Here is a 14,393-nt window from a genome sequence, read left to right as displayed (position 1 = left end):
GCGCACTATATTAAGAGTTTATAACCTAGCCCTTTGATCGTGATGAGGGAAACCGGGGCGGACGGGTTGTCTTCTATTTTCTCTCGGATACGCCTGATGTGTGCCATAAGCGAGTTCTCGTACCCGTACAGGTTGTCACCCCATGCCTCTTCGCAGAGCGTGTCGATCGTCACCACCCGGTTCGCCGATTTGTACAGTACGCCCAGTATAGCGTGTTCCCGTGCCGTCAGTGGGAATATCCTGCCTTGCCTGTTCACCTCTGCCTTGTCGAAATCAACGGTACAATCTGCCAGTTCCACCACGGTCTTTTCATTTTTGTACGAGCGGCGCAGGATTGCCGTCAACCGCGAGAGAAGCTCTTTAGGGAGAAAAGGCTTGGTCATGTAATCGTCACCCCCGGCGTCCAGTCCCATGAACATATCTTCCGGTTTATCCCGTGCCGTGAGGAAAAGAATGGGGATGTCCTTCATTTGCCGGATTTCCTTCATCAGCGAGAAACCGTCACCGTCGGGCAGGTTCACGTCCAGCACGGCGATGTCCGGGAAGGAATGTTTGCAGGACTTCAGTGCCTCGCTTGCCGTGCCTGCGGTCGCAATGGAGGTGAAACCGTCCCTGCGGAGAATACTCTCGATGAGTTCCAGTAATTGCCGTTCGTCGTCGACAACCAGAATATTCTTTCTTTTGATGAAATTGAATTCTTTGTCCATAACCACGCTGTATCCTGATGTTTTTACAAATCTAAGGAAAATAAACGGGATATCGTGCGCCGGCGGTAAAATGTAAGGTAAATGTAAGGATAGCGTAAACTGCCTGCAAGGAAACTCGTGTATTTTTGTTCAAAAACGAAACGGATGGATCGAAGAAAATATTTGAGCTTGATTTTATTACTTTGCGTGACTTTGGCGGTTTATGCGCAACCGAAGGAGAAAGGGGGCAGCGTGTCCGGTTGGTTGAAAGATAGTGTTACCTTGTTGCCCGTCGCTTATGCCACGGTACGAGTCGCGAGAGCGGAACGCCCGTCCGCTCCCGTGAAACTGACCGTGACCGACACGAACGGGTATTTTCAGGTGGCGGCACTTCAGCCGGGGAAATACACGGTGACTCTCTCGCACGTGGGATTTCGGGCGGTGTCCCGTGAGTTTTCGCTCGGCACGAGGCAGGACGGGACAGAGCTGGGTATCCTGTACATGCGGGAAACAGCGGAGAGGCTCGGGGACGTGAACGTCACGGCGCAGAGGCTCCCGATAAAATTCGAGATAGACAAGATAACGTATGATGTCGAGTCTGATCCCGATGCCCGCGTGACGAGCACGCTCGATATGTTGCGCAAAGTTCCCCTCGTGACGGTTGACGGGGACGATAATATCGAACTGAACGGGAGCGGGTGTACCATATATATCAATGGGCGTCCTTCCGGCTTGATGAAACAGAAACCGGGGAAGGCGTTGAAAGGAATCCCGGCAACGGCGGTCAGAAAAATCGAAGTCATCACGAGTCCCGGAGCGAAGTACGACGCCTCGGGGACGGGTGGGATTATCAATATCGAGATGGCGCGAGGCGGGTTGGAGGGGTATTCTGTTTTCGTGCAGGGTAACGTGGACGATATCGGGAAATGGGGTGTTGCTTTGAGCGGGGTGCTCAAGTACGACAAGTTATCGGCGTCCGGCTTTTTCTCCCATTATCCCAATTATCTTCGTGACGCGAGATATAATTCCGTGTTGACAAATCTGAATGACACGGAATCGCACAACCTCTATTCGAGAGTGCGCGGTAAGGTACGTCAACCGGCATCGTACATCAACGCGGAGATAAGCTACGAGGCGGACTCTCTGAATCTCTTGACTTTCTCCTTGTCATCCCGTCGGTACGAGATTATCCGTGAAGCCGCGGAGCGGGACGAGATGCAGCGGGAAGATGCCTCCCCCGTGTACCGTTACCGCGCGACCGAAAAGTCGAAAACAAATAACGGGGGAACGGAAGCGACCTTCAATTACCAACGGACTTTCCGGAAACCGGAACAACTCTTCACGCTTTCTTACATGTACAACTATATTCCATCGGGAGGGTACAATCACCGGTATATGTTCGACTTTTGGAAAGATAACGCGCAAGTCACCTTCTCGCCTTACGATATCCGGGATGAGAACAAGGCACGGTCGGACGAGCATACCGTTCAGGCGGATTACGTTCATCCGTTCGATACCTTGCAGACCTTGGAATGCGGGTTGAAATACATCCGTCGCACCGCTTCTAGCAAGGGAATCTATAAACGTCGGGAAGACTCGGGAGAAGCTTGGGAGTCGCTTCCGGCAAAGGAAGAGAGATTCCTGCACGTGCAGAATATTTACGCCGCTTACCTGACGTATGCCTTGAAATATCGTAAATTCGGGCTGAAAGCCGGGGTACGCCTCGAACGTGCCGCGTTTGATGTCGCCTTACACTCGCGAACGGAGCCGGATTTTGACGCCGGTTTCACGGACGTGATTCCTTCCGTGACGTTCTCGTTGCAGGTAACCCCGACACGTGTCTGGAAAGTCGGCTACAACACGCGTGTCATGCGTCCGGGGATACAGCACCTCAATCCTTATCGCTCGGAAACCAACGCCAGCGTGGTATCATACGGGAACAGCCGTTTGAAATCGGAACGTTTTCATATCGTGAGTTTGGGATTCAGTACCTTTACTCCCGCGTGGATGATAAATACCAGCGTCGAGTATCGTTACTCGGGTAATTCCATCCGTGCCTACACCTTCATGGAGAACGGTCGGAAAGTGAATACCTTCGGGAATATCGGGCAAGAGAACAGCGTGACGCTCAATCTTTTCGTGAACGCTAACTTGGGCGGCAAGACGAGTTTGCGGGTAAACGGGAATGTCGGTTACATCGACCTCGACAGTCGCGAAATCCGTTCCGTCGCGCGTGGCTGGCAATACTCGGCGACCGCGGTCGTGCAGCAAACCTTGTGGTGGGGCATCCGGTGCAGCGCTTACGGGGGATATTTCGGTTCCCGTGTCCGCCTTCAATACGATTCCGACGGTTACTACTACTACGCGCTCACGTTGAACAAGAGTTTTCTGAAAGACAGGCTCACTTTCTCTTGCAGTGGCAATAACTTCGCCGACGGCCTGCGCCGTTTGAAAGGAGTGGTGTCCGCCCCGGGATATATCCAGCATCACGAGAACGTGCTGCAATACCGGAGTTTTAATTTCAGCCTGTCCTACCGCATCGGCAACCTGCGGGCAACCGTGAAAAAGGTAAAACGGGGAATCGTGAACGACGACGTGAAGCGGGAGGACGCATCCGCAAAATAGGATGCGCCCCCGCTTCTCTTTTACTCGTGTTTCACCTCCGTGTATGCCGACCGGGAAGCCCGTGTGTTGAGAGGCGATACCGCGAAGACGTAAGCGATGATGCTTTCCGGCTGAAACTTCTTGTGGAGCGGGAAATCCGCTTTGCCGGGTTCTCCTCGTTTGCCCAGCGGATAGACGATATCTTTTTTCGCTTTTTGGTCGAAAATAGCAAGAAATAAGTCATCCTTGTCTTTTGCCACGGGAGAAAGCGGTTGTCGGAACCATTCGGCGTGGATGCGTCTTTCCCCGTCGTTGCAGGTGAGCGCCACCGTGGGCGGGAGCAGGTTGCCCGTCGAGCAGGTGATACGCTCCGGGTGAATCGTCACGGCGAGCGTTTCCTCGTCTACCTCCACGGCGTTCTGGTTTGTCCCGATGAAGGCGGCGCGAGCCGTTGACCACGATTGTCCCCGGAAGCTCGCTTGCAACGTGTTGCAAAAGCGGAAGGATAGCTTGGATAGCGTGGCGAATCGTACCTGTTGCACCCGTTGTGCGGGAGATTGTTTCTTTTTTTTGCTGAAAATCTTGCCCTTGGCCACGTTTTTTCCCTTGTACTGGCACATGGTTACGTTGCCCACGGAACCCGATGCTTTATCGAATAGATTGGATTGAAATATTGCCATGATAAATAGGTTTATAAGGTTTATAAAGTTTGTAAGGTTCATAAAGTGATGGCGGTTCGTAAAGTTTGTAAGGTTCACCGGGTCACGTGACTTGCAATCATGACTTGTATAAATCATGAACTTTATAAACTTTAGGAGCCGGAGCCCCAGCTTTATGAACTTTATAGACCGGAGGTGTGTCAATACACACCTCTTAGTGGCACGTTGAAATAAGTGCTGTTCGAGAATCCATCCCGTGTCGTGTTCACGAAAAACGCGTACACGTGCGCTTCCCTCGCGAGGGGGTGCTCCAGCGTGATTGCCGCCGTGCCATCCTCTCGGGTAATTCCCGTGTGGTCGATAATCTCCACCCGGAACGGCTCGTGGTCATAGATTACTGCCAGCGCCAACTCGTCCCTGTTGCGGCGGTAGTTACTCCACGGGGCGGGTTCCCAAGTCAGTGAAAGCGTACCCGCGGGTGCTTCCTGCCGGCGCAATTGGAACGGTGTCTGTAATACGCCCCGTGTGAGGTGTAGTAGTTGGAAATCTCCTACCGTGCAGTCCGTGCTGTATGCTTGGAGATTGGTGCTAATGAATAAGTTGTATCCCGACGAGATTTCTTTTCGGGTAGCTTCCATGCGCCATGCGTGGCACAGGTATGTCTCCTTTATTGATTGATACAACGTGACTACCGCTGCCAGACGTGCGTTTTGTGCTGCCCGGGTGGGTGATCCTGCGTTACCGTCATACGAGGGCAATGCCCTGCCGAATGTTTTCTTGCCTTTTTGGAAAATAACCATTCCCTTGTATTTCCCCTTGGCGTCTTTTAGTGCTCCTGATTTAATTTCTACCATGATGTTACTTTTAATTATTACCTAATACCCCTCGTTCCATCTACTTTGCCTTTTCATAGGCACTTTAAAGATACTACCGGAAGGATGGTTTGTCAAGTTAAATTTATATATTTTTCATTAAAACGTGGGCTAGGTGTGGGCGAACATCAGGCGAATAACAGGCGAAGCCTTTAGTCAACCGCCTGAAAGTTTGGTAAAATCCACCCCCGGGGGTAAGATAGGACACGGGAATGGGTTGATTTCGGGTGTTAGCGGGTGAGGATGAAATCCGGATTTTGCGGGATAAGAGAGAAGGGTATGTCGAAACACACCCTTCCCGAATGAAAAATTTATTGAAAACGAGGTTTTTATTTCATTGCTTCCTCGATGGAAACGGCAACGGCAACGGTGGCACCCACCATCGGGTTGTTTCCCATGCCGAGGAATCCCATCATCTCCACGTGAGCGGGGACGGACGAGGAGCCGGCGAATTGCGCATCACCGTGCATGCGTCCCAGCGTGTCGGTGAAGCCGTAGCTGGCGGGACCCGCTGCCATGTTGTCCGGGTGCAGGGTACGTCCGGTTCCACCACCGGAAGCCACGGAGAAGTATTTCTTCCCGGTTTCCATGCACTCTTTCTTGTAAGTGCCGGCAACGGGATGTTGGAAACGGGTCGGGTTCGTGGAGTTTCCGGTGATGGATACATCCACGCCCTCGTGGCGCATGATGGCAACACCTTCCCGAACGTCGTCGGCACCGTAGCATCTCACTTGCGCGCGTTCTCCCTTGGAATAGGCTTTCTCCCGCACGATTTTCAATTCTCCCGTGTAGTAATCAAATTCGGTCTGCACGTAAGTGAAACCGTTGATACGGGAAATAATCATGGCGGCGTCTTTACCCAACCCGTTGAGGATTACCTGCAAGGGTTGCTGGCGTACCTTGTTGGCGGATTTGGCGATACCGATAGCGCCTTCTGCCGCGGCGAAAGACTCGTGCCCGGCAAGGAACGCGAAGCATTTCGTTTCCTCGCGAAGCAACATGGCGGCAAGATTGCCGTGTCCCAATCCTACCTTGCGGTCGGCGGCAACGGAACCCGGTATGCAGAAAGACTGCAAGCCCTCGCCGATAGCCTCGGCTGCCTCGGCTGCTTTCTTGCATCCTTTTTTAATGGCGATAGCCGCACCTACAACGTAAGCCCATGCCGCGTTTTCGAAGGCGATGGGCTGAATTTCTTTACACATCTTGTACGGGTCGATTCCTTTCGCGTCACAGATAGCCTTTGCCTCGTCGATGTCCTTGATCCCGTGTGTATTTAATACCGCGTTGATTTGATTTATCCGGCGGTCGTAACTTTCAAATAAAGCCATAATAATTTTAGATTTAATGATTTTAGATTTTAGATTGAAAAATGGCATTTTGAATTTAAAATCTAAAATTTAAAATTAGTGAATTGATTTATTCTTGCCGCGGGTCGATGTATTTAACGGCTTCCGCGAAGCGACCGTAGCTGCCTTTGGCCTTGTCAACCGCTTCTTTCGGGTCGATACCTTTTTTCAGCATGTCGGTGAATTTGCCGAGGTGGATGAACTCGTAGCCGATGACTTCTCCGTCCTCGTCCAATCCCATGCGGGTAACGTATCCCTCAGCCATTTCGAGATAGCGGGTTCCTTTGGCGCGTGTCCCGAACATGGTGCCCACTTGGCTGCGCATTCCTTTGCCCAAGTCTTCAAGGCTGGCACCGATGGGAAGACCACCCTCGGAGAAGGCGCTTTGGCTGCGCCCGTACACGATTTGCAGGAATAGTTCGCGCATGGCGGTGTTGATGGCGTCGCAAACCAAGTCCGTGTTCAACGCTTCCAACAGGGTTTTGCCGGGAAGGATTTCAGACGCCATGGCGGCGGAGTGAGTCATCCCGGAGCAACCGATGGTTTCCACGAGGGCTTCCTCGATGATGCCGTCCTTGATGTTCAAGGTCAGTTTGCATGCCCCTTGTTGCGGTGCACACCAGCCAATACCGTGGGTCAGACCCGAAATGTCCTTGATTTCTTTGGAACGAACCCATTTTCCCTCTTCCGGGATGGGTGCCGGACCGTGATTAGGTCCTTTTTTCACAACACACATGTGTTGTACTTCATGCGAGTAAATCATTGTCTTTGTTTTTGATTGATATATTGTTAAATACCTTGTCGTAATCCTAAACGCGGACAAAATTAACACATTTGTTCCGGATAAAAAACATCTTATAAAACATATAATTGTGCATACGTTTGCGTTTCAATATGTTGATATATAATTATTTGTTGTTCGTGACGAAAAGTTCGGGGTAAATTTGGCATTTTGCTTGTTTATACCTAATTTTGGTAAGTTAAACAACGCGTGTATGAAGAAATTATTGCCTGTAGCCGAGTTAGGAATGAGTATTGACAGGCGGTTGGATAACACGGGTATCTCGAAGATTACGGTTGAATCGGCGGGGTGTTAAGTTGTGATTAATGTTTTTTCTGTTTTGTTACGATTAATTGATTAGACTTTTTTAGCTGAATTTGATTTCTTTATTTATTTTTAGTGGCATGGAAAAGAGTAAGTAAGATGGTAAGAAGTAAAATGCAAGGGCTTGATGGTGATGTGAATGATATCGAGTCGGTATTTAAGGAATATTATGGTTCGCTTTGTTATTTTGCTTCCAAGTATTTACAAGACGAGGAAGTGATTGAAGATGTCGTGCAGGATATCTTTATTACTCTGTTGGAAAAAAAGACACAATTCCAGTCCGTGATTCATTTGAAGAATTTTTTGTACCTTTCCGTTCGTAACGGTTGTTTGAACCATATGCGCAATTTGCGTTCCCGCGATAGATATATCGCCTCATTAGCTTATGATGAGCGGGTGGAGTCATTCGAGGAGAATATTATCTTGACGGAAATCTACCGGGAATTGGCCGATGCCGTGAACAAGTTGCCGGAAGAGTGCCGCAAAGTATTTGAACTCTGTTATTTCCAAGGATTGGATAATGAAAGTGCGGCCAATGAGTTAGGATTGAGCGTTAACACGATTAAGGCCCAAAAGGCCCGCGGGAAAAAGATATTGAAAGAGAGTTTGAAAGATCTTATGCCGTTTTTCTTCTTCTTTTTTATGGGGTAATCAAAAAAGGGACTGTCGAACAGTCCCTTTTTTGCCTAAAGACGGATACGCGTTTATTCTATGATTACAACGCGGTTTAATTCTACATCTCCTTTGTAAAGATTTTCAACTCCGCCTTTACCGATTACTTCCAATTGTTTGGCATCTACGCCGTATTTCTTGATTAAAGCGTCAGCCACGTTTTGTGCGCGTTTTTCACTCAATTTCTGGTTGAATTCGGCGCTACCGGTAGCTTTGTCCGCATAACCGATTACCTTGTAAACTTGTCCCGGGTTGCTCTTGATGAGGTTAGCGTAGTATTCCAAGTTGATCAGTTCTTTTCTGGTGAGGTTGGCTTTGTTTATTTTGAAGAAAATAGCCAATGGAGCGTTCTTGATAGTCTTTGCTTTGTTTTTTTCTGCATCCAAAGCTTTACGAGTTTGATCCAACTCGTCTTGCAGACGGTCAGCACGACGGATTTGTTCTGCCAATTTTGCTTCTGCGGCGCTCAACATTTCCGGGGAAACACCGGTATATATTGTTTCAGCTTTTTTCTCTCTTCTGAAATTGCGTTGTTTGAATTTGTAGGTAACACCCACGGAAACTCCCAGTATGCCTTCTCCCTTGCATCCGCCTACTTCTCCGTCAAATGCTTGCGGTACTAAACTACCTTTGATTTCCACGTTCACATCGAGGGCGTCAGTTAAACGCATTTTGTTGATCAATCCCGCCGCGAACATGAATTTGGTGTTATCCACGGAAGAACAACCATGGATCATTCCGAAACCGGCAAACGGTACAGCCTCGTAAAAACGATCGGTACGGTATCCTCCAATCCAATTTGATAAGTTGAGCAATCCGTCCACGTGTACATTGAATTGTTGCCATTTTTGTTTGTAGTATCCGTTTTTAAGAGCGCCTTTAGCGTAGATGTTTCCGGCGTTAGCCGTGGCACCTCTTAACGTGAAACCGCCTGCTTGAACCCGGGCTCCGATTGTCGGTAATACCCATTTTCCAACGGATAGGTCAAAGGCCGGAGTTAAGCGTTTTCCGAAACTGGCTTTGCTATCATATTCTCCGAAGTAGATTTGTCCCCCGAAATTGAAAGATGTAAACCAGTTATCCCAGAAACCGTTAGTGACGAAGCCACTCCAAGCTTTGCCTTTTTCAGTTTCAAGGTTGTTGCTCTCGTTTTGGGCACTAGCCAAAAGAGGCAATGCAGCGATGCATAACAAAATAAATACTCTTTTCATACAATATTAGTTAATTTGTTATAGGATAATGAACAAAATCACATCCCTTCTAATTCAAAAACGATTGTTTTTCATGGCGCAAATATACATTATTTTCATTTATAATACATTTATATTTTATATTTTTTCGAATTGCGTCATTTTTGTGGATGTAATTGTGTTTTTTCGTCATTTGTATAATACAAATAAAATACAATTTTATTGAAAGAAACACATATATCAATTGCGTCAAAATCGTGGCTATGTAGTAGCATAAATAGTGGATTTGTGTTTATTTTATTTTCGCGATAATGATGAGTATGAATTAAATATTCATGTTGGATTGAATTGTTTTTCGGAAGCGTTAAATTTGTTGCAGAATAAAAAAGGTGAAAATATGATACTGGAAACGGAAAGATTGATTTTAAGAGAACTTGTTCAAGAAGATTTTGATGAAGTGTGTAAGTTATTACAAGATCCCGTGGTGATGTATGCTTACGAGGGGGCTTATAATAATCAGGAGGTGCAGGAATGGTTAGAACGGCAATTCCGGAGATACGCGAATGATGGTTTCGGGTTGTGGGGAGTTGTGGAGAAAGAGAGTGGGGAGTTAATAGGACAATGTGGTGTCACGTGGCAAGATTGTGACGGGAAGCGGGTTCCGGAGGTCGGTTATCTGTTGAGAAAGGAGTTTTGGCATAAAGGGTATGCCACGGAAGCGGCTATTGCTTGCAAGGAGTATGCTTTTGAAAAGTTGGGTTTTGATGAAGTGTACTCGATAATACGGGATACGAATGTCGCTTCTCAAAACGTGGCATCGCGGAACGGGATGAAAAAAGTGGCGGCTTTTGTTAAACATTTTCGGGGTGTTGATATGTTGCATTTGGTTTATGGCGTACATAGAGGGTAAATGTAAGATAGTTTCCAGAAAAGTAAAGTTATGCGTTGTAGAGAATGCTGAAAATTTATCATTATCTTTGAAGTTCTAATTTAATTCATATTAGATATTGTATCTATGACAAGAGAAGCTCAAATAGAAAGTTCGTTTATTAAAAAGTTAGAAGAACTTAAATATACCTATCGGGAAGATATTCACGATAAGAATAGTCTTGAGAGAAATTTTCGAGAAAAATTTGAGATACTTAATAGGGTAAGGTTAACTGATAGAGAATTTGAACGCCTGAAAACTGAAATCATAAACCCTGATGTATTCGTAGCTTCAAAATTATTGCGTGACAGAAATTACTTCCAGCGTGAAGACGGTACGCCATTGTATTATACTTTGGTTAATATTAAAGATTGGTGCAAGAATGAATATGAGGTAATCAATCAATTACGTGTCAACACGAGTAACAGTCATCATCGTTATGATGTGATTATTCTTATCAATGGCATTCCGGTTGTTCAAATAGAACTAAAAGCACTAGAAATATCTCCGCGTAAAGCAATGCAGCAGATTGTAGACTATAAAAATGATCCGGGCAATGGCTATACCAATTCGTTGTTATGTTTTATACAGTTGTTTATAGTTAGTAATAGTAATAATACGTATTATTTTGCGAATAATAAAAAACAACATTTTCAGTTTAATGCTGATGAACGATTTTTGCCGGTATATAAATATGCTGATGAAAATAATAATCCAGTTAGAAATCTGTACACCTTTACCGAAAAGTTTCTTCCCAAGTGTACTTTGGGTGAAATGATAAGCAAGTATATGGTTTTGGTTGAGTGTGAACAGAAATTATTGGTAATGCGTCCGTATCAGATTTATGCGGTGAGAGCAATTGTAGATTGTATCCATCAAAACCGTGGTAATGGCTATATATGGCATACCACCGGAAGCGGTAAGACCCTGACCTCATTTAAAGCCTCTACATTATTAAAGGACAATCCGGATATCGAAAAGTGCCTCTTTGTTGTTGACCGCAAAGATCTGGACAGACAAACCCGTGAGGAGTTTAATAAATTTCAAGAAGGAAGTGTAGAGGAAAACACTAATACGGAAACATTGGTAAAGCGATTGCTTTCTACGGATTATGCGGACAAAGTAATTGTAACGACCATTCAAAAGTTAGGTCTAGCTTTAGATGGAAATAATAAGAAAAACTACAAAGAACGTTTGGAACCATTAAGCAAAAAGCGTGTAGTTTTTATTTTTGACGAATGTCATCGGTCACAATTTGGCGATAACCACAAGGCGATTAAAGAGTTCTTTCCTAATGCTCAGCTTTTTGGATTCACAGGAACACCTATTTTTGATGATAATGCAACATATAATATCAGGGAAAAAGGGCGGGCTTCTTACAAAACAACCGAAGATATTTTTGAGAAGTTGTTACATGCTTATACAATAACCCATGCTATAGAAGATGAAAATGTACTACGTTTTCATGTCGATTATTTTAAAGGGAATACTCAGTCCAAGCCCGGAGAAGTCCTTGCACAGCGGGCTATAGTGGAGGCGATTATTGATAAACATGATGCGGCTACCGGGGCAAGACGTTTCAATGCTATTTTGGCAACAGCTTCTATTAATGATGCCATAGAGTATTATCAGCTTTTTAAAGAAATTCAAAAACAAAGGAAAAAGATAAACAAGAATTTTATTCCGCTCAATGTCGGATGTGTTTTTTCTCCTCCCGCCGAGGGGAATAAAGATATACAACAAATTCAAGAGGATTTGGAGCAGGAAAAAGAAGATAATAAACAAAATCCTGATGAAAAGAAAGTGGCATTAAAAGCTATTATCAAGGATTATAATAAACAATATGGGACAAATCATAGTATCAATGAGTTTGACTTGTATTACCAAGATGTGCAGAAACGTATCAAAGACTATCAATATAGCGATGCCGATTATCCACACAAAAACAAAATTGATATTGTGATTGTGGTTGATATGCTATTGACGGGATTCGATTCTAAATATCTTAATACCTTGTATGTGGATAAAAATCTGAAGTATCATGGATTAATACAGGCTTTTTCTCGCACGAACCGGGTGCTGAACGAGATGAAGCCGTATGGTAATATTTTAGATTTTCGCCATCAACAAGAAGCGGTGGATACTGCTATTGCCTTATTTTCTGGAGAAGACACCGGAAAATCACGAGAAATCTGGTTGGTTGATCCTGCCCCGGTCGTGATTGAAAAATATAAAGAGGCGGTAGAAAAGTTAGGCGATTTTATGTTGAAAAACGATTTGCTTTGCGAGCCGGAAGCTGTGTATGGTCTAAAAGGTGATGCTGCGCGGATAGCGTTTATAAAAAATTTCAAAGAAGTACAACGGTTAAAAACTCAGCTTGACCAATATACCGATTTGGATGAAGAACAACAAACTCAAATTGAAACCATATTACCCGAAAATATTTTACGTTCGTTTAGAAGTTCTTATATAGAAACAGCCAAGAAATTCCGGGAAATACAGCAGAAAGAAGGGAATCAGGCTCCGCCCGAAGTGCAACAGCTTGATTTTGAATTCGTGCTTTTTGCTTCTGCTTTGATTGATTATGATTATATTATGGAGTTGATTGCAGATAGTACCCAAAAGAAATCGACTAAACAGAGAATGACTAAAAATCAGGTTATTAATTTACTTGGTTCGACTTCCAATTTAATGGACGAACAGGAAGATTTAACTGAATATATTAATAGTTTAGACTGGAATAAGGGGCAAGATGCAAATGCCTTGCGTGAAGGTTATGAGTACTTTAAGGTAGAGAAAAGCGTGAAAGAATTGGCAGGTGTTGCTAGTAAACATGGTTTGTCAACAATAACGTTAAAAAAATTCATAGATGAAATTATGAATCGAATGATTTTTGACGGAGAAAAATTAACCGATCTTCTCGAACCCTTGGAATTAACTTGGAAAGAACGCAGGATGAAGGAACTTGCTTTAATGGAAGATTTGGTACCTCTCTTGAAAAAACAAGCCCAAGGGCGTGAAATATCTGGATTAGGAGCTTATGAATAATCAATCTAAAATATACCCTTACAAAACATTATCAAATCTTGTCACAAGATTGCGTGATGACTTGAATATTTATCTTTTTGTTTTAATCTATGCATATAATGGCACAGGGAAGACTCGTTTATCCATAGAATTTAAAAATAAAGGGAAAAATGAAAAGATGGGAGACACCCTTTATTTTAATGCATTTACAGAAGACCTGTTTCATTGGGACAATGATTTGGAAAATGATTTAGAACGAACTCTTAAAATGAATGTTGACTCAAAATTTTTTAACGGTTTTAAGGAGTTGTCATTAGAGGAGAAGATTTTTGCATATTTAGAACGTTATGCTGAATTTGATTTTAAATTCGATTATGAAAGTTGGAATGTTATTTTCAGCAAAAAGATTCCCAATCCAGAATATAAACTTGATACTGAAAAACCAGAGTATATTATTCAAGACAATATTAAAATTTCCCGCGGAGAAGAAAATATATTTATTTGGTGTATTTTCCTTGCGATTTGTGAATTAGTTATTGATGGGGCAGAATCATACAATTGGGTTAAATATATTTATATAGACGATCCTATTTCTTCTTTAGATGACAATAATGCCATTGCTGTTGCCAGTGATTTATCGCAATTATTGAAAAAAGGGAAGGATAGGGCAAAATTTATAATTTCTTCTCACCACAGTTTATTTTTTAATGTAGTCTGCAATGAATTAAAAAAACATGCGTGTAAACGTTATTTTCTACATAGAAACGGAAATGAAGGGTATACTTTGCAAGCGACAGATGAAACACCTTTTTTCCATCATGTCGCATTATTGAGCGAACTTCAGCGAGTGATGAATTCCGGAGAAATAAGCACTTACCATTTCAATATATTGCGTAGTGTTTTGGAAAAAACATCTACTTTTTTTGGTTATGATGATTTTTCTAAATGTATTCATGGAATAGAGGATGAGGTGCTTTATTCGCGTGCACTAAACCTATTGAGCCATGGGAAGTATTCTATTTACGAACCGGTTGAAATGGGGGAAGATAACAAGAAGCTTTTTAAGAATATCTTGCGGGCATTTCTAAATAAATATCAATTTGAATTACCTATACTTCTTGTCGAAGAAAAGAAGGTATCGATTAACTCAAATGGGGATGTGGAAAAAACAATTATAGAGAAGGAGTCAGAATTTGAGGAAAAAGAAATCGAACAACGAATTTCATCTGAAAAATTGGAAAGAATAGACCCTTCTCAATTTGAAAAATCTAAGAAAAAGAAGAATACAAGGAGGAATAATTAAT

The 14,393-nt window shown here is 44.0% G+C and carries 11 protein-coding genes; 5 read left to right on the top strand and 6 right to left on the bottom strand.

What is annotated here, in order from left to right:
• Nucleotides 1-5: 5 nt before the first annotated feature.
• A complete protein-coding gene (locus H8S64_RS14860) occupies nt 6-707 on the bottom strand; it encodes a response regulator transcription factor (RefSeq protein ID WP_186977033.1) in 702 nt (233 codons plus the stop codon).
• 144 nt (nt 708-851) lie between these two features.
• Here H8S64_RS14860 and H8S64_RS14855 point away from each other — a divergent pair, with 144 nt between their 5' ends.
• Nucleotides 852-3,311 carry an outer membrane beta-barrel family protein gene (locus tag H8S64_RS14855; protein ID WP_186977031.1) on the top strand — a complete coding sequence of 820 codons (2,460 nt, stop codon included), beginning with the start codon at nt 852-854 and terminating at the stop codon, nt 3,309-3,311.
• 20 nt (nt 3,312-3,331) lie between these two features.
• On the opposite strand, the gene H8S64_RS14850 is transcribed toward H8S64_RS14855, so the two are convergent.
• The 4 genes from H8S64_RS14850 to H8S64_RS14835 form a co-directional block, all read right to left on the bottom strand.
• Complete coding sequence (locus H8S64_RS14850; RefSeq protein ID WP_186977029.1) at nt 3,332-3,970, bottom strand: hypothetical protein; 639 nt, start codon at nt 3,968-3,970, stop codon at nt 3,332-3,334.
• Nucleotides 3,971-4,149: 179 nt separating this feature from the next.
• Entirely contained in the window at nt 4,150-4,803 is a 654-nt protein-coding gene (locus tag H8S64_RS14845; protein WP_186977027.1) for a hypothetical protein, read from the bottom strand.
• A gap of 347 nt (nt 4,804-5,150) precedes the next feature.
• Nucleotides 5,151-6,149 (bottom strand): GGGtGRT protein, encoded by a 999-nt coding sequence (locus tag H8S64_RS14840; RefSeq protein ID WP_099290723.1) that lies wholly within the window; start codon nt 6,147-6,149, stop codon nt 5,151-5,153.
• A gap of 88 nt (nt 6,150-6,237) precedes the next feature.
• Entirely contained in the window at nt 6,238-6,930 is a 693-nt protein-coding gene (locus tag H8S64_RS14835; RefSeq protein WP_099290722.1) for an iron-sulfur cluster assembly scaffold protein, read from the bottom strand.
• A 441-nt stretch (nt 6,931-7,371) separates the two neighbouring features.
• On the opposite strand from H8S64_RS14835, the gene H8S64_RS14830 reads away from it, so the two are divergent.
• Nucleotides 7,372-7,923 (top strand): RNA polymerase sigma-70 factor, encoded by a 552-nt coding sequence (locus H8S64_RS14830; protein ID WP_186977025.1) that lies wholly within the window; start codon nt 7,372-7,374, stop codon nt 7,921-7,923.
• Nucleotides 7,924-7,976: 53 nt separating this feature from the next.
• Here the strand turns inward: H8S64_RS14830 and H8S64_RS14825 are convergent, their stop codons facing one another.
• A complete protein-coding gene (locus tag H8S64_RS14825; RefSeq protein WP_255469555.1) occupies nt 7,977-9,155 on the bottom strand; it encodes an OmpA family protein in 1,179 nt (392 codons plus the stop codon).
• Nucleotides 9,156-9,531: 376 nt separating this feature from the next.
• On the opposite strand from H8S64_RS14825, the gene H8S64_RS14820 reads away from it, so the two are divergent.
• The 3 genes from H8S64_RS14820 to H8S64_RS14810 all read left to right on the top strand — a co-directional run bounded on the left by H8S64_RS14820 (nt 9,532) and on the right by H8S64_RS14810 (nt 14,392).
• Nucleotides 9,532-10,044 carry a GNAT family N-acetyltransferase gene (locus H8S64_RS14820; RefSeq protein WP_186977023.1) on the top strand — a complete coding sequence of 171 codons (513 nt, stop codon included), beginning with the start codon at nt 9,532-9,534 and terminating at the stop codon, nt 10,042-10,044.
• A 105-nt stretch (nt 10,045-10,149) separates the two neighbouring features.
• Nucleotides 10,150-13,110 (top strand): type I restriction endonuclease subunit R, encoded by a 2,961-nt coding sequence (locus H8S64_RS14815; protein WP_186977021.1) that lies wholly within the window; start codon nt 10,150-10,152, stop codon nt 13,108-13,110.
• Nucleotides 13,103-14,392 (top strand): AAA family ATPase, encoded by a 1,290-nt coding sequence (locus tag H8S64_RS14810; RefSeq protein ID WP_186977019.1) that lies wholly within the window; start codon nt 13,103-13,105, stop codon nt 14,390-14,392. Before H8S64_RS14815 ends, H8S64_RS14810 begins: the two co-directional genes overlap by 8 nt.
• Nucleotide 14,393: the final 1 nt, after the last annotated feature.

Source organism: Butyricimonas hominis (assembly GCF_014287455.1).
Classification (GTDB): Bacteria; Bacteroidota; Bacteroidia; order Bacteroidales; family Marinifilaceae; genus Butyricimonas; species Butyricimonas muris.
Note: the sequence above shows the minus strand (reverse complement) of the source record. Positions and strands in the feature narration are given on the sequence as shown.

Bases quoted from the DNA above. Each gene is read 5' to 3' on its own strand.
- H8S64_RS14860 (WP_186977033.1), bottom strand. From the start codon at position 707: ATGGACAAAGAATTCAATTTCATCAAAAGAAAGAATATTCTGGTTGTC.
- H8S64_RS14855 (WP_186977031.1), top strand. From the start codon at position 852: ATGGATCGAAGAAAATATTTGAGCTTGATTTTATTACTTTGCGTGACT.
- H8S64_RS14850 (WP_186977029.1), bottom strand. From the start codon at position 3,970: ATGGCAATATTTCAATCCAATCTATTCGATAAAGCATCGGGTTCCGTG.
- H8S64_RS14845 (WP_186977027.1), bottom strand. From the start codon at position 4,803: ATGGTAGAAATTAAATCAGGAGCACTAAAAGACGCCAAGGGGAAATAC.
- H8S64_RS14840 (WP_099290723.1), bottom strand. From the start codon at position 6,149: ATGGCTTTATTTGAAAGTTACGACCGCCGGATAAATCAAATCAACGCG.
- H8S64_RS14835 (WP_099290722.1), bottom strand. From the start codon at position 6,930: ATGATTTACTCGCATGAAGTACAACACATGTGTGTTGTGAAAAAAGGA.
- H8S64_RS14830 (WP_186977025.1), top strand. From the start codon at position 7,372: ATGGTAAGAAGTAAAATGCAAGGGCTTGATGGTGATGTGAATGATATC.
- H8S64_RS14825 (WP_255469555.1), bottom strand. From the start codon at position 9,155: ATGAAAAGAGTATTTATTTTGTTATGCATCGCTGCATTGCCTCTTTTG.
- H8S64_RS14820 (WP_186977023.1), top strand. From the start codon at position 9,532: ATGATACTGGAAACGGAAAGATTGATTTTAAGAGAACTTGTTCAAGAA.
- H8S64_RS14815 (WP_186977021.1), top strand. From the start codon at position 10,150: ATGACAAGAGAAGCTCAAATAGAAAGTTCGTTTATTAAAAAGTTAGAA.
- H8S64_RS14810 (WP_186977019.1), top strand. From the start codon at position 13,103: ATGAATAATCAATCTAAAATATACCCTTACAAAACATTATCAAATCTT.